Origin of the sequence: Ravibacter arvi, assembly GCF_039540405.1 — a bacterium.
In the GTDB taxonomy this organism is placed as follows: Bacteria; Bacteroidota; Bacteroidia; order Cytophagales; family Spirosomataceae; genus Ravibacter; species Ravibacter arvi.
The window spans coordinates 90,759-113,673 of record NZ_BAABEY010000011.1 but is presented as its reverse complement, the minus strand read 5'-3'; the positions used below and the strand labels follow the sequence as shown (position 1 = coordinate 113,673).

At 49.9% G+C, this 22,915-nt stretch carries 23 protein-coding genes; 13 read left to right on the top strand and 10 right to left on the bottom strand.

What is annotated here, in order from left to right; translation table 11 throughout:
• Positions 1 to 95: 95 nt before the first annotated feature.
• From ABD852_RS05190 to ABD852_RS05175, 4 genes are all read right to left on the bottom strand, one after another.
• The gene (locus ABD852_RS05190; RefSeq protein WP_345026967.1) at positions 96 to 764 is read right to left on the bottom strand and encodes a DUF4097 family beta strand repeat-containing protein; all 669 of its coding nucleotides are present in this window, start codon (positions 762 to 764) and stop codon (positions 96 to 98) included.
• A gap of 124 nt (positions 765 to 888) precedes the next feature.
• Positions 889 to 1,680: a DUF4097 family beta strand repeat-containing protein gene (locus tag ABD852_RS05185; protein WP_345026966.1), complete on the bottom strand. Its 792-nt coding sequence runs from the start codon at positions 1,678 to 1,680 to the stop codon at positions 889 to 891.
• A gap of 111 nt (positions 1,681 to 1,791) precedes the next feature.
• Complete coding sequence (locus tag ABD852_RS05180) at positions 1,792 to 2,547, bottom strand: HEAT repeat domain-containing protein (protein ID WP_345026965.1); 756 nt, start codon at positions 2,545 to 2,547, stop codon at positions 1,792 to 1,794.
• Positions 2,531 to 3,049 carry an RNA polymerase sigma factor gene (locus ABD852_RS05175; protein ID WP_345026964.1) on the bottom strand — a complete coding sequence of 173 codons (519 nt, stop codon included), beginning with the start codon at positions 3,047 to 3,049 and terminating at the stop codon, positions 2,531 to 2,533. Before ABD852_RS05175 ends, ABD852_RS05180 begins: the two co-directional genes overlap by 17 nt.
• A gap of 143 nt (positions 3,050 to 3,192) precedes the next feature.
• Between ABD852_RS05175 and ABD852_RS05170 the strand changes: the two genes are divergently transcribed.
• A complete protein-coding gene (locus tag ABD852_RS05170) occupies positions 3,193 to 4,113 on the top strand; it encodes a DUF6454 family protein (RefSeq protein WP_345026963.1) in 921 nt (306 codons plus the stop codon).
• A gap of 3 nt (positions 4,114 to 4,116) precedes the next feature.
• On the opposite strand, the gene ABD852_RS05165 is transcribed toward ABD852_RS05170, so the two are convergent.
• Positions 4,117 to 6,273, bottom strand: a complete 2,157-nt coding sequence (locus ABD852_RS05165) for a S9 family peptidase (RefSeq protein ID WP_345026962.1) — start codon at positions 6,271 to 6,273, stop codon at positions 4,117 to 4,119.
• A gap of 229 nt (positions 6,274 to 6,502) precedes the next feature.
• Between ABD852_RS05165 and ABD852_RS05160 the strand changes: the two genes are divergently transcribed.
• The 6 genes from ABD852_RS05160 (at position 6,503) to ABD852_RS05135 (ending at position 9,764) form a co-directional block, all read left to right on the top strand.
• Positions 6,503 to 6,790, top strand: a complete 288-nt coding sequence (locus tag ABD852_RS05160) for a hypothetical protein (RefSeq protein WP_345026961.1) — start codon at positions 6,503 to 6,505, stop codon at positions 6,788 to 6,790.
• Positions 6,791 to 6,987: 197 nt separating this feature from the next.
• Positions 6,988 to 7,629 carry a hypothetical protein gene (locus ABD852_RS05155; protein ID WP_345026960.1) on the top strand — a complete coding sequence of 214 codons (642 nt, stop codon included), beginning with the start codon at positions 6,988 to 6,990 and terminating at the stop codon, positions 7,627 to 7,629.
• Complete coding sequence (locus tag ABD852_RS05150) at positions 7,622 to 8,362, top strand: DUF3307 domain-containing protein (RefSeq protein ID WP_345026959.1); 741 nt, start codon at positions 7,622 to 7,624, stop codon at positions 8,360 to 8,362. The genes ABD852_RS05155 and ABD852_RS05150 overlap by 8 nt, the downstream gene beginning before the upstream one ends.
• Before the next feature lie 37 nt (positions 8,363 to 8,399).
• Complete coding sequence (locus tag ABD852_RS05145; RefSeq protein WP_345026958.1) at positions 8,400 to 8,882, top strand: nucleotidyltransferase substrate binding protein; 483 nt, start codon at positions 8,400 to 8,402, stop codon at positions 8,880 to 8,882.
• The gene (locus ABD852_RS05140; RefSeq protein WP_345026957.1) at positions 8,879 to 9,187 is read left to right on the top strand and encodes a nucleotidyltransferase domain-containing protein; all 309 of its coding nucleotides are present in this window, start codon (positions 8,879 to 8,881) and stop codon (positions 9,185 to 9,187) included. The genes ABD852_RS05145 and ABD852_RS05140 overlap by 4 nt, the downstream gene beginning before the upstream one ends.
• Before the next feature lie 169 nt (positions 9,188 to 9,356).
• A complete protein-coding gene (locus ABD852_RS05135; RefSeq protein ID WP_345026956.1) occupies positions 9,357 to 9,764 on the top strand; it encodes a DUF4890 domain-containing protein in 408 nt (135 codons plus the stop codon).
• Between the two features lie 35 nt (positions 9,765 to 9,799).
• On the opposite strand, the gene ABD852_RS05130 is transcribed toward ABD852_RS05135, so the two are convergent.
• Positions 9,800 to 11,131, bottom strand: a complete 1,332-nt coding sequence (locus tag ABD852_RS05130) for an MATE family efflux transporter (RefSeq protein ID WP_345026955.1) — start codon at positions 11,129 to 11,131, stop codon at positions 9,800 to 9,802.
• A gap of 212 nt (positions 11,132 to 11,343) precedes the next feature.
• Between ABD852_RS05130 and ABD852_RS05125 the strand changes: the two genes are divergently transcribed.
• Complete coding sequence (locus ABD852_RS05125; protein WP_345026954.1) at positions 11,344 to 12,762, top strand: DHA2 family efflux MFS transporter permease subunit; 1,419 nt, start codon at positions 11,344 to 11,346, stop codon at positions 12,760 to 12,762.
• A 9-nt stretch (positions 12,763 to 12,771) separates the two neighbouring features.
• Here ABD852_RS05125 and ABD852_RS05120 read toward each other — a convergent pair whose 3' ends face one another.
• A complete protein-coding gene (locus ABD852_RS05120) occupies positions 12,772 to 15,198 on the bottom strand; it encodes a helix-turn-helix domain-containing protein (protein ID WP_345026953.1) in 2,427 nt (808 codons plus the stop codon).
• Positions 15,199 to 15,431: 233 nt separating this feature from the next.
• On the opposite strand from ABD852_RS05120, the gene ABD852_RS05115 reads away from it, so the two are divergent.
• Both ABD852_RS05115 and folB read left to right on the top strand, forming a co-directional pair.
• Complete coding sequence (locus ABD852_RS05115) at positions 15,432 to 16,073, top strand: DivIVA domain-containing protein (protein ID WP_345026951.1); 642 nt, start codon at positions 15,432 to 15,434, stop codon at positions 16,071 to 16,073.
• Entirely contained in the window at positions 16,073 to 16,423 is a 351-nt protein-coding gene (gene folB, locus ABD852_RS05110) for a dihydroneopterin aldolase (protein ID WP_345026950.1), read from the top strand. Before ABD852_RS05115 ends, folB begins: the two co-directional genes overlap by 1 nt.
• Here the strand turns inward: folB and ABD852_RS05105 are convergent, their stop codons facing one another.
• The 3 genes from ABD852_RS05105 to ABD852_RS05095 all read right to left on the bottom strand — a co-directional run bounded on the left by ABD852_RS05105 (position 16,424) and on the right by ABD852_RS05095 (position 19,982).
• Positions 16,424 to 18,589 carry a hypothetical protein gene (locus ABD852_RS05105; RefSeq protein WP_345026949.1) on the bottom strand — a complete coding sequence of 722 codons (2,166 nt, stop codon included), beginning with the start codon at positions 18,587 to 18,589 and terminating at the stop codon, positions 16,424 to 16,426.
• Positions 18,590 to 18,607: 18 nt separating this feature from the next.
• A complete protein-coding gene (locus tag ABD852_RS05100; RefSeq protein ID WP_345026948.1) occupies positions 18,608 to 19,270 on the bottom strand; it encodes an outer membrane beta-barrel protein in 663 nt (220 codons plus the stop codon).
• 94 nt (positions 19,271 to 19,364) lie between these two features.
• On the bottom strand, positions 19,365 to 19,982 hold the full coding sequence (locus ABD852_RS05095) for a DUF4136 domain-containing protein (RefSeq protein ID WP_345026947.1): 618 nt from the start codon (positions 19,980 to 19,982) through the stop codon (positions 19,365 to 19,367).
• A 459-nt stretch (positions 19,983 to 20,441) separates the two neighbouring features.
• On the opposite strand from ABD852_RS05095, the gene ABD852_RS05090 reads away from it, so the two are divergent.
• The 3 genes from ABD852_RS05090 to ABD852_RS05080 all read left to right on the top strand — a co-directional run bounded on the left by ABD852_RS05090 (position 20,442) and on the right by ABD852_RS05080 (position 22,885).
• On the top strand, positions 20,442 to 20,993 hold the full coding sequence (locus ABD852_RS05090; protein ID WP_345026946.1) for a DinB family protein: 552 nt from the start codon (positions 20,442 to 20,444) through the stop codon (positions 20,991 to 20,993).
• A gap of 1,089 nt (positions 20,994 to 22,082) precedes the next feature.
• Positions 22,083 to 22,622, top strand: coding sequence for a DNA-3-methyladenine glycosylase I (locus tag ABD852_RS05085; protein WP_345026945.1), 540 nt, complete (start codon positions 22,083 to 22,085; stop codon positions 22,620 to 22,622).
• Positions 22,623 to 22,636: 14 nt separating this feature from the next.
• The gene (locus ABD852_RS05080) at positions 22,637 to 22,885 is read left to right on the top strand and encodes a hypothetical protein (RefSeq protein WP_345026944.1); all 249 of its coding nucleotides are present in this window, start codon (positions 22,637 to 22,639) and stop codon (positions 22,883 to 22,885) included.
• The last annotated feature ends 30 nt before the right edge of the window (positions 22,886 to 22,915 follow it).

Genomic DNA, 22,915 nt, shown 5'->3' with positions numbered 1-22,915 from the left:
AGAAAACAATTGAGCTTCTTTAGGTTCGGAACTGACGAGGTGCGCCATTTTTTTGTTGTCCGGCGGGCGCCGGCGAGTTCGGAAAGGCGGGATTTTTACTTTTTCCGGAGGTATACGTTGTTGCTGACCGACTCCAGGTGGACCATCGGGCCGCCGTCTTTTGCCTTGCCAAGAATGTTGTATCCCACCATCGGATTGTTTTTGACTTTGCCCTTGAATTCTATCGCCAGGTTGGAATATACTTCGCCGGTAATGCTTTTGAGAAAAAGGTTGGCGCCAAGCGGATCGGGCCAGCTCATGTCAACAAAACCGCTGATAGACTTGGCCATTACCGGAGCGCCTGCCCCGTCCAGCAGCACATTGCCATTGATTGTGCTCAAATCAAGCGGGGCATTTCTCGGTAAATAAACGTCATACAAAATATCGGTTGACGTGATTTGGGGCATGTCCTTTTCTCCGGGGGCAGCACCTGACTTTGATTGATTTACCAGCCGTTTGTCAAGGTCGACAGCCAATTTTACTGCCGATTCCGTTTCGGATGTTTTGACGGTCAATGCGTCATTCAGTTTTCCGTCATTGATCGTGACCAGGATCACAACGGATACTTCCGGCTGGTCCCAGTATTTTACCCGGATACTATCGGCAAATTTGAGGTCCAGCTCTACTTTTTGTCCAGGCTTGACCCTGAGTTTTTCTTCAATTCTTTTTTGCGCTACCAACGGAACATTTGCCCAGAAGAGCAGCAGAAGAAGCAAGGCTTTCATAATTATTGGGGATTGGATTTTTGAAAAGACAATAGTGGTCCCGGGTTGCAAACAGCTCGTGTTTGTAACCGGTCAGGAATGAAAGTGACAGGATTAAGGTTGGGCTTAGGCCCGTGTTGTAGTGTTACCGGGCTTTGCGGAGATAAATATTGCCCGAGATGACGCTTAGGTTGACGGCCATGCCGCCGCCGTTAATGGTACCCTCCAGTGAGTTGCCGCCACCGACACGCGGAAGCCCGCTGCCGCTCCTTTCGCCACCGACCCGCTGTATATCGAAGTCTGTGAAAATTTCGCCCTGGATGGCCTTCATACCCAGTGAGCTTTTGATGCCCGCGGGCATTGTCATATCAATGTCGCCGCTAATCGTTGATACCGCCACAGTTTTGCTGGCTGAGGCCTGTCCCAATTGTACTTCAATATCGCCGCTTATGGAGTTGGCTACGAACGAGCCGCTTATTTTACCGGCTTTTATATTTACCTGGTTGGTTTTTATTTCCACGTCTCCTTCCAACCCCTTAAGAACTACATCGTCGCCGCCGTTGAACTCAAGCTGCTGGTATTTGACCGATACTTTTGACGGCACCTTGATGGTGTATGCCGCTTCCTGCCTCACCGCTTTCTGGATGACGAGGGTATTCCCCTTCTTCTCTGCGGACAGGCCGATCCCGGTGTTGTCGGTGGAGCCGTAGTAAATAGGCTTAAGCCCTTTTGCCCGGTCCGGAATCGGTTTGAGGTTGTCGGGGCCCTTGATAATTACCTCGTCGCCCGAATACCCTTCTATGAGGACGCCGGTGGCGGGAAGTTCAATTTCAACGCGCTGGTCCGCAGAATTGGGAATTTTGATTTTGTAGGTTTGCGCGAACGCCAACTGGCCGAAACTGCAAAGAAAACAGGCTGCAATAATGGATTTTTTCATTGGAATGTGAGATTTGATTGGTGAGGTGTGAGGTGTGGGGGTGAGGTATGATGGGTGAAGCCTAAAGCCTTATCCCTCCATACCCCACACCTCAAACCTCATGGCTAATAGCTATACAAAAAGCTGTCCGGCATCGATGACTGAGGCGGCCTGTCGGGCCATTTCGCGTACAAGTTCCAGGTTGTTGCTGTCTTCCGATAGTTTGCGCAAACTTTCAACGGCCCGTTTGTCCTTGAGGCGGCTAATCGTTTCAATCAGAGAAACCTGTATGATAGGGTCCTTTTCGATTGACAACGCCCTGATCAGCGCATCGGCGGCTACTCTTTTCTTCGCCACAGGCTGCAGCGTGTTCAAAGCTGCCATCCTGACGTTTACATTCGGGTCAAAGTGCAGGGTGTTGATCACCTGCTGCAAAGTCAGGTCGTCGCCCGGGCCGCTGTCCGATAATTGATTCAGGACCAGGATCCGGTCACTGGCAGAACTGCTGTTTTGATAGTCGAGAGAGAGCAGGTTGCCGGCTCGGGGAGCGACATATGCTTCTCCTGCAGCAGAGTGAGTGACCCCATTCTGGCGGCCCATCCAATAACCGGCAATCAGCATTATTACCGACGCCGCCACCTGGAGCGGCCAGTACAGCCTCCTGATTTTAGGGGTGGTTGTTTCAAGCTGCGCAACAGAGGCTGCGGCCACTTTCGTGCTCAGGCTTTCTTTTCTTGCCTGGAGGATCTGAGAAAAATAGGCTTTTTCGAATGCCATTTCTTCTGATAGGAGGGGCGCTGCGAAAAAAAGCTGAAGCTTTTTTTCTTCTTCAAGCGTGGTCTGACCCTCATAAAAACGATCCAGCAGCACTTTAATCTCTTGTTCCATATCGATGATATTTGAGGTACTCTTCCTTTATTTTTTTCCGGGCCCTGGACAGGATCACTCTGATGTTGTTAATTTCCAGTTGCGTGACGGATTCTATTTCTTCAAAACTGTATTCTTCAACGTCCCGGAGATGGATGATCAGCCTTTGCGGTTCGGGGAGTTTCGAGATCAATCTCCGGATCAGCTCTTCGTTATTGTTGTTCTCAATTTCCTGGTGCGGCGTCTGCCCGGTTTCGGTTCTTTCCATCACGGCGTCGCCTGAAATGGTTTTGCTGTAGCCGTGCGATTTTATTTTATCGAGGCAACCGTTGCGGACGGTCTGAACCGCAAGCGCCTCCAGGCTTTCGTACCTGTCCAGGTCGTGCCGCCGGTTCCAGAGTTTCAGAAAGGTATCCTGTACCATATCCTCGGCGTCCTGGATAACGGGCAGGTACATCCGGGCAATGCGGTACAGCCGCGATTGGATGGGAATGATACGTTTGCTAAAACTCTTTAGGTCCATACAACAGCAAAGACGATTGTACGCTTATTTCATTACAGTGTATCTTTGTTTTTTTTCAAATAGTTGAAAACAGGCAGGAACGGATCATTCCGGAAACCTCTATTTGTTGCTTCATGAACCGGATTTTATACGCAGGCATCAGTATGACGTTGTGCTTGATGCTTTGGCCCGGAAACTCGTCAGTCCGTGCCCAGTCCTCGAATGAATCTCTTGCCGCCCGGTTCAGGAAGGTTACGCCTGAAAGCAGGTGGGAGCTGATAGACACCATCCGCCTGGGCTTTAATGCGCATCATACTCAAGGATTGGTGCGGGTGGGGGAAGATTTTTTTCTCACCGCTGTAGAAGTGAAGCGCTGGCCCAAGAAGTATGGACAAATGAAAGGGAAGTTCGACCGGGATACCGGTGAGGGCATCGGGCACTTGTTCAGGTTTAACCGGGATGGCGTGTTACTGGAGGACCTTCGGTTGGGAGAGGGCAGCATTTATCATCCCGGCGGGCTTGATTTCGACGGCAGTGCGCTATGGGTCCCGGTTTGCGAGTACCGTCCGTACGGGCCGTCCATCGTATACCGGATAGAGGCTGGAAAGATGAAGGCGGAGAAGGCGTTTGAGTTTGATGATGCATTGGGAGCGTTGGCGTTCGACAAAACCACTCATACGCTGTTAGGGGGAAATTGGGGATCCAGGGGCTTGTACAGGTGGCAGGTCGCCGGTAACGGAAAGGTTGAGAATGCAGCATCGCCGGCTACGCCGAACCCCTCGTTTTATATAGATTACCAGGATTGCCACGATGCGGGGGAGGGAATGTTGCTTTGTTCCGGGTTGAGAAATTATGCAGGCGCAGATTTCGGAAAGCCTTACCCCATGGGCGGGCTTGATCTGATCAGCACGGCCGATCTTCGCCCTGTTCACCAATTGCCGGTTACCTTATGGGCGCCTTCGGGTCGGGTAATGACGAGTAATCCGGCCTGGATTGAAGTTTCTCCGCATGGGCTGTTGGCTTATTTCATTCCGGACGACGACGAGCAGGCGATTCTGTATGTTTACGAAATCAAACTTCGCTAACAATCATTTCGCGCCTGGCGGACAATGTTTTTTAAGGAAGTTGGTGAATAAAGTTGACATGTGCTGTACCGTGCCTTCGCCCTCTCTAATACCGTGGGTTCGGTTGGGGTAGGCCATAAATTGAAACTGTTTGTTGTGTTTGATCAGCTCGTTGAGGAGCATTTCGGCGTTTTGATAATGCACGTTATCGTCGCCGGTTCCATGTATGTATAATAAGTTTCCTTCGAGGTGTTTTGCGTGGGTAATGGGCGAGCCGTTTATGAAGTCCTGCAGGTTTTCCTGTGGCAGGCCCATAAACCGTTCCTGGTAGATGTTGTCATAGGTGAGCTGGTTTGCCACTGCCGCTACCGCTATGCCGGTTTTAAAGACGGCAGGGTATTGAAATAGAAGGTTGAGGGTAGACGAACCGCCGCCGCTGTGGCCATGTACCGCTACCCGCGAAGTGTCGATAAATGGAAATTTTTCAAATATGGCCTGTGCCGCTTCTGCCTGGTCTTTGATATTTATCACGCCGATATTCCTGTAAATTGCCTTGCGCCAGCTCCTTCCTTTCGGCGATGGCGTGCCGCGGTTATCGACAGATGCATAAAGGTAGCCGTCGGCAGACATGTCGCCGGCGTAGTTGCGGTTGAGGCCGGTGCCGTAGGTATCGAGTACTGTGCTGGCTGCGGGTTCCCCGTATACCTGGAAGACGATGGGGTATTTCTTCGCAGGATCAAAGTTTTTCGGTTTCACCAGCCAGGCGTCCGTTTCTACCCCGCTTTTGGTGGTGACTTTGAAAAACTCGATATCGAGCTGATTTGGCGCGGGGCGGGAACCGTCGTTGAACAGGGGTTGGTGGTCGGGCAGGGATACCCATTGTGAATGGGGCCGGGTTTTGGCATTTGAAAACAAGTGGATGGCCGTTTTCCCATCCGGCGCGATCAGGTAATCATGGCTGCCGGCCTGGTTTACAGGGCTTAGCCTTTCGGCATTTCCGGATCCGTCGAGCGGGGAACGGTAGAGATAGGCCTGGGTGGCGTTGTGGGGCGATGCGAGGTAGTAATAACTGTTGGAAGCTTCATGAATGCGGAGAGGTTTGATAATGTCAAAGTCACCCCTGGTGATGAGTTTTTCGTTTTTCCCGTCTTTGGAAACCCGGAAAGCATGCCGCCAACCGTCTTTTTCACTGATCCAGATGAATTCATTGCCGTCCGAAATCCAGTCCCAGCCGGAAGGGTCATGGTCAAAGATGCTTTTTATGTCAATCCAGGCGTTGTCTTTTTCCTGGTAAAATACGGTTGATTTGCCTGACCGCGTGTCGATGTACAACAGGGTACTTTCGTTCTGTTTCCTGTTGAGCTGTTGTACAACGAGCTGGTGGGAGTTGCGTGTGAATTCCATTCGGGGCAGGTAGGTGTTGGAAGGATCTCCGGGAACCTGCATCCATTTTGATTTTCCCGTGCTGACATCAACTACGCCCAGCTTATAGGGGGAAGGTTTTTCTCCGACCTTGGGATATTCTACAGGAATGGTGAATGAGTAAACCGAATCGGTGTTGTTGATCATCAGGAAATCCCTGATCGCGCTTGCATCTATCTGCCAGTAGGCGATCTGTTTGCTGTCGGGGCTCCATCTGAAGCCGTCCCGGCAATCGAATTCCTCTTCATAAGCCCAGTCGAATGTGCCGTTAATCCGTCTTTTGGTGCCGTCGTGGGTGAGTGCTTTCGTTTGACCGGTGCGTAAGTCGTCTACATACAAATTGTTGCCGCTGACATAGGCTACCTTGTTACCGTCCGGTGAAAGCTTGGCATACAGAAGCGAAGCCTCAGGAAATGATTTACCTATTTTCGTCAAACGGTTGCCGGCTTTACTGAATACCCAATAGTCGCCTTTCGTTTCATAGCGCCATACTTTTCTGGTATTGGTGAAAATAAGAGCTTTGGCGCCGTCTTCGGAAACCTGGATGCCCGATATGCCTGGCAAGGGGACATTGCCGTCAATGAGCGGGCTGGCATAGACTTCCGGTTTGAAATCGGGCAGGGAAACCCGCGTAATCTCACCTTTGTCCGCTTCATAGAATGCATTTCCGCCGGGCGCCCATTGAAAGGTGGTGGGAAGTTGTCCTTTTGCTGTTAAAGAGAGGGCCGACAGAAACAGGAAGATGGCGAAATAACGCATGGTTTAATAATTGAAGTGTCCTGCGAAAGTTTGGAGGATAAGTTGCAGTTTTATGAGCGTAATCTGAAGTATTCGGATGTTTTTTTTGATGGCGGGAGTTTTGAGGCATCTTTGTGACCCCGGAACCTTCCAGGTAAATAGTATGCGCCCCGACCTTTCCTCTTTACCTTTGTCAGGCAGAGCGTGGTGGTACGACGGCTGAAATTTGGTTTTCATATCGATTTGTCAAATGAGTTACGAGGAGTTTTTAGGCACCCTTTCCGATACTGTGCCGCCTGAGTTTTCAAATGAAATTTTAAGGGCGCTTTGGTACGAAGCGCGGGGCGACTGGGAGCAGGCCCACGAGATTGCGCAGGAAAAGGAAGGGACCAAGGCGTATGATCGTCTCCATGCTTATCTGCATCGCGTGGAAGGAGATGAATGGAATGCCGGTTATTGGTACCGGAGAAGCGGGGCGCCTATGCCCGGTGTACCCTTTAAAGAAGAGTGGGCGGAGTTGGTGAAAACGCATCTTTGACCGGAAGCCGGTTGCCGGGGTTGTAGTATGAGTTTTATGGAAATAAGCTTTTTGGCTTATTTGTATAGCATATAAGTTTTTTAGCTTATACTATTATTTAATAAGTTGTTTTGCTTATATTTGAAATGTATAAGTGTTAAAGGTTATAAAACTGTTGCCTTTCGCACACATTTTAAAGCAGCATATCTCGAATGGAAATGCCCGGGAATAAAAAAAAGATAGGAGTCGTGTTAACGGCCGACATGGTTAATTCGACTTCGTTCCCGCCCGAAGAAACCGAGCAGCGGCTTTCACGCTTGTTGCGCCGCTTACAGGCGGAAGCAGAATGGCAACTAAAACCCGAAATCTATCGCGGGGACAGTTTTCAGGGCGTATTGAGAAGCCCGGAACAGGCGTTGTATGTCAGCTTGCTGGCGCGTGCTTTTTTGAAAGCGGAGGCCCCTGACCTTGATCTCCGGGTGGCGATCGGAATCGGGACAATGGAGCGTCTGACTGACCGGTCGGGGACTTCTGACGGGGAAGCGTTTCGTTTGTCCGGCCAGTTGGCCGACAATATGAAGAAAAACAGGGCCAGGATCGCCATTGCATTACCCGGGCCGGTGGAACCGCTTCAGTCGGTACTTACTTTGCTTGAAGCAATAGTGGAAAAATGGACAGTTCCCCAGGCTGAGGTGGTGCTCGGGTTATTGACCGGGTTGAACCGGAATGAAATAGCTGAATTGCTAAAAATCAGTCAGCCGGCGGTAAGCCAGCACGCCAGCGCAGCGAAATGGTGGGCTGTTGAGCCGATAATTCATGATTTTTCGAAAATTATCCACGCATTCTATCCGTATGACTGACTTTCTTGCGCTTCTGACGGCTCATATACTCGCAGATTTCTATTTTCAACCGGCCGAATGGGTGCTGGGAAAACGAAAAAACGGGTGGAAATCCAGGTCGCTGTATGCGCACCTGCTGGTGGTGACAGTCTTATCCTATTTGTTTTTGGGGCGTTGGGCACAGCCTCATGTGGCGCTGTTAATCGGACTTGCGCACGGGTTGATTGACATAATCAAGCTCCGGTTTGATACCCAAAAAACAACCGGCTGGTTTATTTATGACCAATTGCTGCACCTGGTCAGCCTGGTAGCGGCGGCATGGCTGCTCAACAGGGCGGACGCCGTATCGCTGGAAACGGTAATGTCGTTTGTCCGGAATCCACGGGTCTTCGGTGCAGTGGCGGGTGTATTGCTCTGCCTTACGCCGGTGTCGTTCCTGGTAGGCATGTTTACAAGGCCGTGGCGTGCGGAACTGGAGCGCATAGCGCCGGGCGCGGAAGACAATCTTGACAATGCCGGCAGGTGGATCGGTATGTCGGAGCGGCTGCTGATTTTCGTCTTCGTGTGGCTGGGGCAATACGCTGCCATCGGGTTTCTTATCGCGGCGAAATCGCTCCTTCGTTATAACGACAAGCACCCGGCCGATATCCCCGCCAGCTATGTCAGCAAAAAGTCGGAATATGTCCTGGTAGGCACACTGGCCAGCTATACCTGCGCCATTATGATTGCACTGGCGGTACGGCTTCTCAAATGAGCATTGGTAAAACTTAATTTACATCATATAGAAAATAATGAACGATCGGGACATCAGGTGGCGGCAGCGCTTCAGCAATTATAAAAAGGCACTGAGAAAATTAGAGGAGGCCGCAAAAAGAATAGAAGAGGACTACGAAGTTGATGAGGAAGGAAATATTGATAAAGATGATTTCCTCGACGATATCATTAAGGAGGGCGTGATACAGCGTTTTGAATATACCCACGAACTTGCCTGGAATGTGATGAAGGACTATTTGAACGAGATTGGGGGAATAAAGGTGCTGGGTTCAAAGGATTCAACCCGGCAGGCACTGGCCGGACAGCTAATCACCCATGGCGAGGTGTGGATGGAGATGATTCAAAGTCGTAATCAGACGTCCCACACTTACAATGAAGAAGTTGCTGACGGAATATTCGGGAAAATAATCAAGGAATACCTCCCTGCTTTTTTAACTTTCAAAAGCACTATGGAGGGGTTTCAACACGGAGCGCAGGGTAATTTGTCGGATGGAAGATGAAATACGGACTGTCTGAAAATAGCATAAAAGCTATCCATGCTGTATTGGCTCAAAATTCAAATATTGAAACGGCAGTTCTGTATGGATCAAGAGCAAAGGGCAACTATCGGGAAGGTTCCGACATCGACCTGGCACTCATTGGAGACCAGCTGGATCTCTCGCAAATGCTCAGGATCGCCGCGATGCTCGACGACCTCATGATTCCTTACAAGGTAGATGTGGCGCTGCTTCATCAAATAAACAATGCCGAGCTGAAAGACCACATTCTCCGGCGCGGAGTTGTTTTTTACCGGAAAAAGGAATAAGCGGTTTGACTGAGGGATTCCGGGCGCAATGCAATGCAGCCAGGGAACGAGAGGAAGGGTAGAACGGTGCTGAAAAGTTAAAAACAGTTAAATGGGCAAAATCTCCGTGGTCCCGTTAAACCCTGCCGATGCAGCAAACTCTAACGATCATAACCAAAAAGACTGAAACATGAAAAATCTTATTGTTGCCCTGGTAATGATGATCGCGGTTTCCACAGCTTCAATCGCTCAGGGCAGAAGGGGAGGCGGAGAAAGAATGCCACCTGAAAAACGGGCGGAAATGCAAACCAAAAGGATGACCGAAGAGCTAGGCTTAAATGCGGATCAACAGCAAAAACTGCTGGCGCTCAATACGGAGCGGATTAAGAAGAGCCAGGAGCTCGGCAGGGAAGAAACCGAGAAAAGGAGAGAAATAAGAGAGGGTTACGAAAAGGATTTGAAAGCTATCCTGACGCCTGAGCAACAGGAAAAGCTCAAGGAGGCGCGCAGGGAAGGACGTGGTCCGAGAGGTGATGCAGGAAGAACCGGTGACGCTCCGTCGGGCGGAAGAAAAAGAAGTCCCGCACCTGAGAAGTAACAGGGCAGGATAATTGAAAAGCAGGCTTCCCGATTTCAGGAAGCCTGCTTTTTGCTTAATGAGAAGAACCGCCCGATCAGGAAAAATGAAATAAGCGTAAGCCCGGTCGTAAGGCCGATCCAAATGCCGGAGGGGCCCAGGTCCATGTGAAAGGTTAGAAAATAACCCACCGGCAGGCCAACCACCCAATAGGAGATAGCCACAAAAATAGTAGGGATTTTGACATCCTTTAACCCGCGCAGGATACCGGCGCCAACTGCCTGTGTGCTGTCTGAAATTTGGAAGACTGCGGCAAACAGCAGGAGGTAGGAAGCCAGTTGAACCACCCTCGCATTGTCATTGAAAAATGTGGGCAGAATTTCCCGGAAAGACACGAAAAACACGGCGCAAATGCTCCCGTATACGAGGGCAGTCGCGATGGTACTCTTGCCGATTTGTACGATTTTGGGGCGGTTGCGCGCACCAAACGCATTGCTGATGCGGATAGACGCTGCCTGCGACAGTCCCATGGAGGCCATAAAGGTGAAAGATGCACAGCTCAAAGCGATCTGGTGGGCAGCCTGTTCTACAGCACCCAGGGTACCGATAATAATTCCGGAGACCGCAAAAGCCCCCGACTCCATTCCGAGCTGAAGGCTCGACGGAATGCCGATGTGCAGCAGCTCCCTGAGCGTTTTTACCTTGAAATGCCATTGGGTTTTGCGAACTGCGACATACCTGGAGAAAATCCTGTGGTTGAGAATCACGTAGCCGAGGGACAAAAACATGATAGTCCGGGTAATGAGCGTGGCCCAGCCGGCGCCCATCAGTTCCAACCGGGGAAATCCAAGGTTGCCATAGATCAATACCCAGTTGAGGAATGCGTTCAGGGGCAGACCCGCCAGCGAAATTATCATGGCAGTCTTGGTGTATTCAAGGCCATCTGCAAATTGCTTGAGCGTCATGAACAGGATCATCGGAATGATGGAAATGCCGATGTAGTTCATGAACGGAATTGCAAGTGCCACCACTTCCTCGTCCTGCCCCAGGTGGCGGAAAATGCCCTTGCCCGCCAATAAAACGGAAGCAATCACCAGTGCGGTAAAAACGCACAAAAAGAAGCCATTGTAAAAATAGTGGGAAACTTTGTGGCCATTGTGCTGACCGTGTGCCATCGATACCATCTGTGATACCGATATGGTCACCCCGATCCCGACAACGAACGGGATATTCATCACATTGAAAACCAGGGCCGCTGCAGCAAGCTGCTTGTAATCAACTGCACCCACCATTGCGGTATCGATCAAATGGAGGGCCATCTGCGCCAGTTCCCCTAAAATAATCGGTAAAGCGAGCTTTACCGTTTTCGACGTTTCATCAAGTATCATTTTCTCCCGCTATAGTGTACTCAAAAAGGACGCAAAGATACAGCCTTCATTTTTCTTATAGGTGACTTCATGTTTTTTTAATCTTAACTTTTGAGACGCCGAACCGCTGAATTCAAATCGCGAATCTTAAATTTGACCTGCCGTAAATCAGGGATTGCAGTAAACTGCAATACGAGCCTGGCGTTTTATCTACCAATAACACACGTTCCCGTTTGAATATTCCCCGCAAAACGCAGTTTGTGACGACGCTGATGATCGCCGCTTCCATGGCTTCGATCGACAGGAGCATCGTGAATGTATCATTACCTGCAATGCGGGCCGATTTTGGTGTGGAAATGAACGAGATCGAATGGGTGGTAACCGCCTACATGCTTTCTTTCCTGCTTGTATTGCCCTTGATGAACTGGCTGAAAAGCAGGGTAGGGTACTATGGGCTGATGGTCGTTTGCCTGTCGGTCTTTACCGTTGGTTCTGCCGCATGCAGCCTTGCACCGAATTTACCCTGGCTGGTGGCCAGCCGTTGCATGCAGGCGGCCGCCGGCGGAATACTTACGCCGATGACCATGGCAATCCTGAGCGAAACACTTCCCAAAGAGGAGAAAGGCAGTGCCATTGCCTGGTGGGGCATTGGAAACGTCACAGGGCTGGCCATCGGACCGACACTCGGCGGGGCACTGAGCCATTATTTCGGATGGCCTTCGGTTTTCTATATTAACCTGCCCCTGGGGATAATCGCTTTGGTTATGACCTTGCGCCACCTGTCATTTTTAAAACACCGTACCTTGCAAAAAAATAAGTTCGATTTTCGGGGATATGTCCTGTTCCTCGGTTTTATCCTGCTGGTACAACTTTGGGTATGGATGGTTGCCGAATACCCGCTGACGGATTGGAAAACCTGGGTGACGGCGCTGGCGGCTGCCTTTTTCCTGGTCAATTATATCAGGTCTTCCCGGAAACCCGATGCGCTGCTCGATCTCGGGGTATTTCGCTATGCCCTTTTCAACCGGTCGGCCATTGTTATTTTTATCAGGTCTATCGCGCTTTTCGGCGGCATGTTTTACCTGCCGTTCCTGCTTCAGGGGGAGATGGGCTATTCAGAAATGCAGACCGGCCTACTGATGTTGCCGAACGCATTGATGGTCCTGGTCACGCGTCCCGGCGCCGGTCGGCTGGCTGACAGAGGCCGGATCCGGAACGTAACGCTGGTAGGGATTTTTATGGTAGCCTTTTCGTTTGTGCTTTTCGCCTACGTAAACGCGGGTACGGAGAGCTGGTGGATTTTAACCATCATGTTTTTCCGCGGGATCGGTATGGGGCTTCTGGTGGCCCCGGTGTCGGCAGCACTGCTGAATGCGGTAAGACGTGATCAGACGGCAACGGCTACTACGATGAATAGCCTTATCCTGCAACTGGGCGGTTCGCTGGGAGTAGCAATCAGCGGTATTTTTTACCATAGACTGGTTGTACACTACGAAAAGACACTTCCCCTTGCTTTGGCAGAGCACAAGGCCTTGCAAGGCAGCTTTCTCATCGCGGCCGGAATGATACTGATTGCTTGCATCCCGGCTTCCGGCTTGCCTGTTTCCAACCCGGACGGGGGCCATCGGGCGGTTGAAAAAATGCAGCAATAGTGGAAAAGGCTATTCTGCGTGCCGGGTTTTCAACAGGGATACCGCTGCCCTGATTTCCGAAAAAGTAAAATCATCGCCAAGGCCTGCCTTGATTTCTGTCAGTGAGTTCACCGGTTTTTCTCCTACGAACTCCAAAATAAGCGCAATCCGTTCCTTTGAAAAGACTTCCTCAACCTGCACATCGCCTGATGCGATATAGTGAGACAGGTGAGATTCGACAGTACTGACGGCCAGACTTCGTCCGGCGGCAATCTCTTCAATTGATTTTCCTTCCCGAAAAAGAGAAAGCGTCGTTTCCCGGCTCGGAACTTTAGGGGCCGGCGGTTCGTCGATAAGCATTTGGGGTGATGGGGAAATACCTTTTTCGGTGCAGTAGCTTCGTACGATTGAGACGATTTCTACGCCAAAACGGTTTACTTTACTTTTTCCAATTCCCTTTATTCCTTCCAGTGCTTTCAGGGAAACCGGGAGCGAACGCGCTATTTCGGTCATGGTTTTCACCTGGATAACCATATAAGCGGGAACGCCGTGATCAGCGGCCACTTCGTCGCGCCAGCTTTTGAGCGCTTTGTATAGATCACTATTCGACAGGGGTTTTTGAGGGTCAATGTCCCGGTCTTTTTCTCCCTGGAAGACAAAATCATGTTCGGCGCGGGACCTGGCCTTCAGAAAACCGGCGACAGAAAAGTCTTTTCCGACCGCCTCCAGGCAAGCACTTTTGACAAACAGGTTCCGTTCAAGCTCTTCCTGTGCTTTCAAAAAAGCCTTTTGAAGCGCTTTGTTTTCGGATTCCGGTTTCAGAGAATCAATTTCCGGCCGGATAGCGGTGCTCATTTTCTCCTGGAAATACCCCGCGGCTTTTCCCAGCCGCTCCTGGATGGAAGCGTCAACCGCATTTCCGGACGCGGCAAGCAGGTGGTTAAGCTGGTTGCGGAACCTGGAAGCGACCATCAAAATATCCCGGTCGAAAGCGTCGGTCAGCAATTTTAAGCGTTCCTTCAGGGAGTCGTCGGTTACCTGGAATTCACGGTAGATTTTACCGATCTGGCCCAGGCTTCTTTGTACGGCATGCCAATCGAAGGCCTCGAACAACGTGTTTTTCTGGTAGGCAGCCTTCGCCTCCTGAAGCTGGCCGGCATTGGGCGGGTTGGCGGTTGTTTCTTCAGAAAAAGAAGCTACCTGCCGGTCGGAACGGATGCTGTGCGCCTCGATAGGACTGCTTAATACCATTCCTTCCAACGTTTTGCAGCGGCTCAGGGCCACGTAGACCTGGCCGTGCGCGAACGAAAGATTGGCATCTATCACGGCACGTTCGAACGTCAGCCCCTGGCTTTTATGGATCGTAATGGCCCAGGCGAGCTTTAGGGGAAATTGCGTGAAGGTGCCGACAATTTTTTCTTCCACTTCCATGGTCTCCGGGTTGAGCTGGTACCTGAGGTTTGACCAGGTAGCCTTCTCCACCACTATTTCCATGGTATCACCGGGGCATTTAACGAGTATTGCGTCGTCCGCGATGCTGACTACCTCACCGATTTTCCCGTTAAAATAACGTCTTTCCTTTGCGCTGTCATTTTTTACAAACATGACCTGGGCGCCAATCTTCAGCTCCAGCGTTTCATCGGTCGGATAGGAGTAGGCGGGGAAGTCGTCTGTAACCCGGGCGTCAAAAAAGAAAGATTCTTCGCTGATTTCTTCAAGGTGACCGGTATTGATCTTACCGGCACTGGCATTGTGCGTGGTCAGAATAATATAGCCCTCGCCTCTTTTGGGTGAAAAGGACGGTACAAAACGGCTGTTCAGCAGCTCCAGGCCGCCCTGGTCGAGTTGATTGTCCCGCACCTGGTTCAATACGTTGATAAACGCCTGGTCCGTCTGCCGGTAAATATGAGTCAGTTCTATCCGCACGAGGTCGAGCTGCTGCAAAGCCTTGCTGCTGAAAAAAAAGACCGAATCGTAGTGCGGCTTCAACAGGTTCCATTCATCGTCTTTAATAACCGGCGCGAGTTGCTGAAGATCGCCGATAAGCAAAAGCTGTGTGCCTCCAAAAGGCCTGTTCCGGTCTTTGAAGCGCCTCAGGACCGAATCAATTCCATCGAGTAAATCCGCCCGTACCATACTCACTTCATCGATAACGAGAAGATCAATGCTTTTAATCAGGTTGATTTTCTCCCTGCCGAACCGAAACGTGCCGGAAGCTTCGGAACCGGGAATATTAGGGCCGAACGGCAGCTGGAAAAGTGAATGAATGGTAACACCGCCGGCATTGATGGCGGCAACGCCGGTAGGCGCCACCACCGCCATTCTTTTCGGCAGCGATCTGCGCAATTGGGTAAGAAAGGTCGTTTTACCGGTGCCCGCCTTGCCCGTCAGGAAAACACTTTTGTTGGTGTAAAAGACAAACTCCCTTGCCAGCTCCAATTGAAAATTTTGCTCCATAAACAATTACCCGTACCAAATAAGCAGCTTGTAGTGCGTCATATGGCGGTTGGTTCATTCTGAAAGTTCCGGACTTAAAAGTAGGTATTTTTTTGGCTACGGACCCGGCAGGGCTTACCTCAGTTTCAGCCAGCCGGGAGAATAGTGCTGACCCTTAATTTGTTATCAAATGTGCATAACTATCCGATAAAGACTTATTTTTGCCTTCAGGCATCGATTCACAAGGTCCAGGTATGAAGATTTCAATAGCAGACATCAAGAACCATTCATTTGAAAAATCCTTCAGAGGTTATGAACCGGCGGAGGTACACACTTTCCTGGGCGAGCTTTCCAAGGAAATGGAGCGCATCAATGATGATAACAAATTGTTGAAAATGCAGCTTGAGATTGCAGAAAAGGAGCTGAGCCGATTAAAGGATGTGGAAACCTCGTTGTTCAGGACGCTAAAAAACGCGGAGGAAAACAGCGCGCGCATCACGGAGCAGGCGCAGGAAATGGCAGAAACCTATCTGAAGGATTCCAGGCAGCAGACCGATGAAATTATGCTGGAGGCTCAGAAAAAAGCCAATATGATGCTGCAGGAGGCCGAAAACAAGGCGCGGTATGTGCAGGAGGAGGCCGTCAACTCTATAAAAGATTACGAACGCGAGTGCAAGGCACTGGAAAAATACCGTGATCTATTGGTCGGAGAAATCCGGGTGCTCATAGGGAATCTTTCTGATACGCTTGAAAAATATGAAAAAAAGTACCCCCGCGAGGCTTCAAAAGAGCGACTGGAGGAAGTAGCAGAGCCGAAACAGGAGGAAGTGAAAAGCGTGCGGGTGAAAGGCTCGCGCAATCCCGCTCTGGCAAAGAAAAATGAACCTAACGCCTGATGGGAACAGTAGCACTCGAAGGGGTAGAATTTTTTGCTTATCATGGGGTTTTTGAAGAGGAGCACCGGATTGGGAACCGGTTTTCCATTGATATTTGGGTAGAAGCGGACGTCGCTACCGCCGGCGAGACCGACTCCCTGGCCGATACGGTAGATTATCAGCGCCTTTACAGGATCATGGAAGAAGTTATGGCTTCACCGGCTCACCTGTTGGAACACATCGGCGGGCAAATTATAGGCGGAGTGAGAAGTGCTTACCCGGCAGTAAACCTGGTGACCGTAAAGGTGTCGAAGCTGAACCCGCCGATCGGTGCAATTTGCAGCCGCGCCAGCATTACCATGAACGGCTGATCACCGGCTCGCTCCCTTATAGAGGGAAGGCCAGTTGCCATACAGTTCAATTGATGTTTCTGTCTGATCGGGAAGCCTGATTTTTAGTCTTGTAGTTTGATTAGCCGCCTGGAAGGAATGAAGCGCCAGGACAACAAAAGCCTCTCCTTTTTTTACCGCCGTAACGAACGGAAGATGGTTCCTGGCTGCCAGGACCGCCTGTTCTTTTTGTGGGGTATGCCACTTTCCGTTATAAAAGAACGACAGATCCTGCCGGTGGCCATCCTTCAGGATGTCTCCGGTCTGGCCGGCCATCCAGTTTCCCAGGGCAAAAAAGTCCGAGGGGTAATCCCAATACCTCGGTGCCTCCGGCAATTCGGGATGGAAATCGAGCAGGGCCGTCGTCGCCTTTCCGTCGGCCGCTTGCCATAGTGCGGGCGCCTGGTAAGGCTGCGTATTGTCAATTGCGTACTGGTTGGCCCCTTGTCCCCAGGGTTGTGAATCGCTCCAGAGATAAAAGCCATCGCCTTCTGTCAAAGCAAACAGGGAGAGCGCCAGCGCCTGGCTGGGGGGAAGGGTTTCCAGGCCGTTGAACACAAGTGTCCCTTCCGGAGAGGTGGTAGTTACGCTGGTAGGGAAGGGCGGGTCTTGATAAAGCGGCATAAAACGGTTCCAGGCAAACCAAATGGTTTTGTTGTCCTTCTGAAAATCAAACAATCGGTTGATTCTCGAAGCATGGATGGCGGAAAGTACCAGGTAATTATTCAGGGTGAAGTTTCCATTGCCCGTCAGCAGGGGAGGTCGGGGATATACATCGACGGGCGTTACGTTAAAGTAACGGCCAAAGAAGTCGCCGTCTTTATTTTTAATGAAGTTATAGTGATTGGACCGGGGCGCCGTATAGTCCGGGAGCGAATTTTGGGGTGCGAAATAACCATCTTTGTCCTGGAAAGTGGTATTGTGATAGGCGCTTCCGCCCCAATAGTCAAAGAGATAGAGATCCGGGTGGGTTTCTTTCAATCTTTTGGAAAACCACAGGAGCCGTTCTTTGATAGCGGGTTTGTAGTTCCGGTGCCAGAATTCAAAATCGTAAGCATACACACCGATTTTTCCAACACGGTCAGCATAAGCTTCTACCTCTTGCCTGCTGAGACTGCCGAACCACTCTTCGCCCCGGTCTTCGAAAAAGCCGGGCGCTTCGGTCCAATGCTGTTTCTCGGGGTCAATACCGGACTCCCAGCGTGGAAGGTGCGTCACGCCGCGGTCGAAATAGGCCGCAGGCGACGTGTCATGATTTAACCGGTACATCATTACCAGCTTGCCCTCGGGGGCTTTGAACTTTGGAAAAAGCTTGTCAAAATGGGGGTTTAGCCGCCTGGATGGAATGAACCAGCCGGGCATATTAATCCGTGTCAGCTGGTGGCCGGGCGGCGTTGGAGTAGCGTCATGCCCGTCAATCCAGATGGTCTGCTGGCGGGAGGCACGCTCATGAGCGGCATTCCACCACTGGCTGTACGGGCCGTCGATCCACCTGGCGACCACCGTATACAGGTACCCAGGTCTAACCTCAATTCCGGATTCGAGGGAGTCGGTAATCATTCCCTCCAGGAAATAGGTACGCGTCCGGCCGTCGTTATAATTCGCAAAATCTTTCAGGTAGTACTTCCCGTTTTTCAGGCAGACCCGCACATCGAGGAGGTCGTCGTCGCTTCCCTGGCGGAACCATTGGCTGCTATCTGCGATTTCTTCGCCGGCAGGGCGGTCGAACCGGAGTGCCAGCCGAAGCCTGCAGGTGCTGTCCGGCTTGCTGCGAAGTGAAATTGAAAAAGGGCCGTCTTTCAGCCCTTCAGCGGGAATTCTGAGCCAGGAACCATACAGGCTGGAGATTTGGGCAATATTTTTGTGGAAGCCGTCCTGTTCAATGGTTACTTCGAACGGAGCGAGCCCGGGAGATTCAGCATAGGGCAAAAGGTGAATTTCATTACCGATTTGCCGGTAGCAGACTACTGACAGACGATGCAGGGAAGTGTCTGGCTCCATAACCCGTGGAACAGGGAAAGCCGACAAATCCCTCGTCAGCGCCTGCCTGCTTTCCGGTACCAGGTCGTGAAGTACCCGTACCGAAATCCCGGCCATTACCAGGAAGACTACCAGGAAAAAGACGGCCCTGTTCTTTTCGGAATGCATGATCCTTCCTTAATCCTGCTACCACCACCTGTAAAAAAGGCCTGCAGATCCCGAAAACGCGCTGAAACCGTTTTGAATATATTCGTACTTAAATGTATTCTGATCGTAGCGGACAGAGAGATCCAACCCAAAAGAACCGTCTTTTTTGAAGAAATATTTTAATCCTGCAGCACCTGCGAAACCAAAGGTCGTTTTACGTTTCTGATCGGCCAGGCTCCCGAAATAATCAATATAGTTATTGAAATGCGCCCCAAGGTTTACCTGGACGTACGGAGAAAGCTGCGCGTTGGTTCCCAGGAAATGATATTTCGCAAAGGCCGTCAGCGGGACAGTTGAGAAAGTACTGGTTTTGACGGCGGAGACATCATTATTACCCATTTTGTAAGTTGCGCGCGGGTACCGTTGCTCAAAATAGTATTTGCCGGCCTCGATCCCGCCGGAAACCGGCATTTGACGGAACACCCATTCGAGGGAAAAGGCATAATTTCCGAACGAGGCCTTATCCACATAGCCGTCGGTGATGGAACCCATCGGTACAGCGGCTACCCATTTGAGTGTTGCCAGGTTGTACGTGTAGCGTTCATAGGGCGATTCAAGGGTATATAGATCCCGCCGTTGCGCAATCGCATTCGCACTGAAGAAAATTGCAAGTCCACAGAGAACCAGATTTTTATATTTCATGGGGTTATGAGATGTGAGGTGTGAGGTGTGAGGGGTGAGGTGTGAGCCATAGAACTCTAAACCTCAAACCTCATACCTCACCCCTCAGTACTATTCAATTAATTTTAAGATAGGGCGCCTGCTTGAAAAGCTGATCCACCATATTCGACATCAATGCAGTTTGGTACAGGCCTTCGCCACGGATCTGGGCGTTCCAGATTACTTTTAGCTTCTGGTTGGTGGTATCGGGGTTCTTGAAGTCGAGCATGTTTACGATCCAGTATAATTCCTGTACCTGCTGATAAGTGAAATAGCTGGGCATACCCATTCCCCAGCCGCCATAACCGCCCCAGTAGCCGCCCCAATACCCGCCTACGGGTACCTGGACCAGGTTGAGATACCTGTTGTCAACCAGCTCGAGTGTTAGTCCGACATCCGGCTTATCGTCGGGCCCGACATATTTGTAACCCAGTTCCTGCATGTTATGAATCATGCGGGTAATTACGGCTGCATCGGTTTCAGAGAGGGAAGTGCCTTCTCCCTGGTTTGAAATTATGTAAACCGAATCGACGATACTGAAAGTTTTGTACGTTTTGAAATCGGCTTGTGTATCACGATTTGTGAAGAATACCTGGGTTTCTTCATACGTAAGGTCGGAAAGAGGGTCTTTCGAACAGCCGAATAAGGCCATTCCTACTACAAGCGCGCTAAAGAATCCAATCTGTTTTTTCATTTTTCTTAGTTTTGAGCCGCAGCGGCGGACCGCTGTGAGGCATGAGGGGCGTGTCGCACTCGGACAGGAGGATATGAAGCTTATCAAGTTCGCGTCTCACCCTCATACCCCAAAGCTATTAACGTTTTTCGAGGCTGCTAATTATAGTTTTATGATCGTTTTTAAAAGAAAAACGTTGTAAAAGAAACCATACGTAGTTTTCTTTATTCGGTTTTTGCAATCGTAAAGTTAACGCTTTAGGCAATGCTGAATTCAGGGAAGAAGACCTCGATGGCAAAGGAGATTTTTGTTAAAAAATGTTTAAAGCGCAATATTCACAACCCTTAATTTGTTTTTGTTTTGGCTACTAGTAATTTTAGCGTACAAAATTAAAAGCAATACCTCCGGACTTACTTTTACTTTCAGACTGGTTTTTTGAGCAACTGATCGTTTTCGAGGTGCCTGGTTTAACATTTCACTATGGATAATAGAGACGAAACGCTTCGCATAATCGATTTAATTAATGATACTTACGAAAGTGAGGAAGCGTGGCACGGGCCGTCGCTGGTGGGAAGCCTGAGGGATATCTCACCCGCACTGGCTGAGGCCAGGCTCACGCCAAATACTCATTCGATTGCGGAGATTGTCTATCATCTTACTACTTGGCGTATTTTTGTAGCCCGTAAACTGCAAGGTGATAAGGATTTTGAGATCAGGACTCCCGAAAAGGATTGGAAGGTGTTTGGTATGGTGGATGAATTTGAGTGGGAGACCCTCCAGATGGAGCTGAGCCTCTCGCAAGACGAATTAGTGAGTTTGTTGGAGCAGACCGAGGACGATGCTTACCTGGAAGAACTGGTGCCTGGTAAAAACTACAGCTACTATACATTGCTTCATGGCATCATTCACCATGATCTTTATCACGCCGGACAGATTTCACTCATCAAGAAAGGGTTGACACTCAGGAACTTCGAAGAGAGGGATGTAGATACCTTTGACAGTGACTACGGCTATGGGCAGGATCCCTATTGAACGTAGTTGCTTTTTGAAGAGTTTTAATTTTGTTTGTAGAAAAAAGTTTTAACTTTGCATCACATTTTGAGTGCTTTAGAGAGATTATTTAGATATAAGATTTTAATATGGCTTCGGCCATATTTTTAATGGTGTGGATATATGTCGAAAAGCCACCTGAGATTTCGGGTGGCTTTTTTGTGTTTTACCAAGAAGTATTTAAGGACTTTTATAGGCTCCTTTCATTCTTACTTTAACCGCAGAGGGCGCGAAGAACACAGAGCTTTTAAGATAGCCTTTGCGCCCTCTGTGCTCTTTGTGGTTTTATTTAACCGCAGAGGGCACGAAGTACACGGAGTTTTTAAGATGGCCTTTGCGCTCTCTGCGCTCTTAGTGGTTTTTATTTAACCGCGGAGGGCACGAAGTACACGGAGTTTTTAAGATTGCCTTTGCGCTCTCCGTGCTCTTAGTGGTTTTTATTTAACCGCGGAGGGCACGAAGTACACGGAGTTTTTAAGATAGCCTTTGCGCTCTCAGTGCTCTTAGTGGTTTTTATTTAACCGCGGAGAGCACGAAGTACACGGAGTTTTTAAGATAGCCTTTGCGCTCTCCCTGCTCTTAGTCGTTTTTATTTAACCGCGGAGGGCACGAAGTACACAGAGTTTTTAAGATAGCCTTTGCGCTCTCCGTGCTCTTAGTGGTTTTTATTTAACCGCGGAGGGCACGAAGTACACAGAGTTTTAAGATAGCCTTTGCGCTCTCCGTGCTCTTAGTGGTTTTATTTAACCGCGGAGGGAACGAAGTACATGGAGTTTTTAAGATGGCTTTTGCGCTCTCTGCGCTCTTTGTGGTTTTATTTAACCGCAGAGGGCACGAAGTACACAGAGCTCATAAGATTGCCTTTGCGCCCTCTGTGCTCTTGTGGTTTTTATTTGACCGCGGAGGGCACGAAGTACACAGAGTTTTTAAGATTGCCTTTGCGCTCACTGTGGTTTTATTTAACCACAGAGGGAGCGAAGAGTACAAAGGTTTTTTGATAATCTTTGCGTTACCTGTTTTTTTGGACTTAATGAATTTGATTCCATGTCTTATTGCGAATACATAGAGACGATGTCTCCGTCTGATCGGCGGGAGCTTCACGCAACTTACCACAACCACCACTATGGTTTTCCGCTGGAGGATGACAACGAGCTTTTTGGAAGGCTTATTCTTGAAATCAACCAGGCTGGTTTAAGCTGGGAGACTATCTTAAGAAAGGAGGTAGCCTTCAGACATGCTTATGACCAATTTGACATCGCTAAAGTTGCTGCATATGGGGAGGAGGACATCAACCGGCTTCTCGGAGATGCCGGCATTATCAGAAACCGCCTGAAGATACACGCTGCGGTCTCGAACGCCCAAACGATTTTACAAATTCAAAAAGAGTTCGGCTCTTTTAACGCGTGGCTGAACGCCCACCATCCCCTTGCCCTGGCCGGGTGGGTGAAACTGTTTAAAAAAACATTCAGGTTTACCGGTGGAGAAATTGTGAACGAATTCCTGATGAGTATTGGTTATCTCAAAGGAGCCCACGCCGAAACCTGCCCGGTTTATCAACAAGTACTGACGTGTCGGCCAATGTGGGCCCGTAGTGAGGGTTTGAACCATTAAAACCGTATTTAGCTATGGACAATCGCGAGACACTAGGCCAGAACGAAACATTCCTGGAAATACTTTCGGAATGTCTCGAAAGCGGGAAACAGGCAGATATGATTGTTGACGAAAACGGCCTCGACCGGCTGAGTGGGGTTGTTGTATCAATTGAAAAGGGAAAAGACGGCGATATGATTGTTCTGGAGGGCGGACGAAAGGTCGCGCTTGGAGCCATTGTGGCCGTTAATGGTGTATTTTCAGCGCCCTATGAAGGGTGCTGAACGCGAGCCGTCTTTGCGTATGCGACACCT

Bases quoted from the DNA above. Each gene is read 5' to 3' on its own strand.
- ABD852_RS05190 (WP_345026967.1), bottom strand. From the start codon at position 764: ATGAAAGCCTTGCTTCTTCTGCTGCTCTTCTGGGCAAATGTTCCGTTG.
- ABD852_RS05185 (WP_345026966.1), bottom strand. From the start codon at position 1,680: ATGAAAAAATCCATTATTGCAGCCTGTTTTCTTTGCAGTTTCGGCCAG.
- ABD852_RS05180 (WP_345026965.1), bottom strand. From the start codon at position 2,547: ATGGAACAAGAGATTAAAGTGCTGCTGGATCGTTTTTATGAGGGTCAG.
- ABD852_RS05175 (WP_345026964.1), bottom strand. From the start codon at position 3,049: ATGGACCTAAAGAGTTTTAGCAAACGTATCATTCCCATCCAATCGCGG.
- ABD852_RS05170 (WP_345026963.1), top strand. From the start codon at position 3,193: ATGACGTTGTGCTTGATGCTTTGGCCCGGAAACTCGTCAGTCCGTGCC.
- ABD852_RS05165 (WP_345026962.1), bottom strand. From the start codon at position 6,273: ATGCGTTATTTCGCCATCTTCCTGTTTCTGTCGGCCCTCTCTTTAACA.
- ABD852_RS05160 (WP_345026961.1), top strand. From the start codon at position 6,503: ATGAGTTACGAGGAGTTTTTAGGCACCCTTTCCGATACTGTGCCGCCT.
- ABD852_RS05155 (WP_345026960.1), top strand. From the start codon at position 6,988: ATGCCCGGGAATAAAAAAAAGATAGGAGTCGTGTTAACGGCCGACATG.
- ABD852_RS05150 (WP_345026959.1), top strand. From the start codon at position 7,622: ATGACTGACTTTCTTGCGCTTCTGACGGCTCATATACTCGCAGATTTC.
- ABD852_RS05145 (WP_345026958.1), top strand. From the start codon at position 8,400: ATGAACGATCGGGACATCAGGTGGCGGCAGCGCTTCAGCAATTATAAA.
- ABD852_RS05140 (WP_345026957.1), top strand. From the start codon at position 8,879: ATGAAATACGGACTGTCTGAAAATAGCATAAAAGCTATCCATGCTGTA.
- ABD852_RS05135 (WP_345026956.1), top strand. From the start codon at position 9,357: ATGAAAAATCTTATTGTTGCCCTGGTAATGATGATCGCGGTTTCCACA.
- ABD852_RS05130 (WP_345026955.1), bottom strand. From the start codon at position 11,131: ATGATACTTGATGAAACGTCGAAAACGGTAAAGCTCGCTTTACCGATT.
- ABD852_RS05120 (WP_345026953.1), bottom strand. From the start codon at position 15,198: ATGGAGCAAAATTTTCAATTGGAGCTGGCAAGGGAGTTTGTCTTTTAC.
- ABD852_RS05115 (WP_345026951.1), top strand. From the start codon at position 15,432: ATGAAGATTTCAATAGCAGACATCAAGAACCATTCATTTGAAAAATCC.
- folB (WP_345026950.1), top strand. From the start codon at position 16,073: ATGGGAACAGTAGCACTCGAAGGGGTAGAATTTTTTGCTTATCATGGG.
- ABD852_RS05105 (WP_345026949.1), bottom strand. From the start codon at position 18,589: ATGCATTCCGAAAAGAACAGGGCCGTCTTTTTCCTGGTAGTCTTCCTG.
- ABD852_RS05100 (WP_345026948.1), bottom strand. From the start codon at position 19,270: ATGAAATATAAAAATCTGGTTCTCTGTGGACTTGCAATTTTCTTCAGT.
- ABD852_RS05095 (WP_345026947.1), bottom strand. From the start codon at position 19,982: ATGAAAAAACAGATTGGATTCTTTAGCGCGCTTGTAGTAGGAATGGCC.
- ABD852_RS05090 (WP_345026946.1), top strand. From the start codon at position 20,442: ATGGATAATAGAGACGAAACGCTTCGCATAATCGATTTAATTAATGAT.
- ABD852_RS05085 (WP_345026945.1), top strand. From the start codon at position 22,083: ATGTCTCCGTCTGATCGGCGGGAGCTTCACGCAACTTACCACAACCAC.
- ABD852_RS05080 (WP_345026944.1), top strand. From the start codon at position 22,637: ATGGACAATCGCGAGACACTAGGCCAGAACGAAACATTCCTGGAAATA.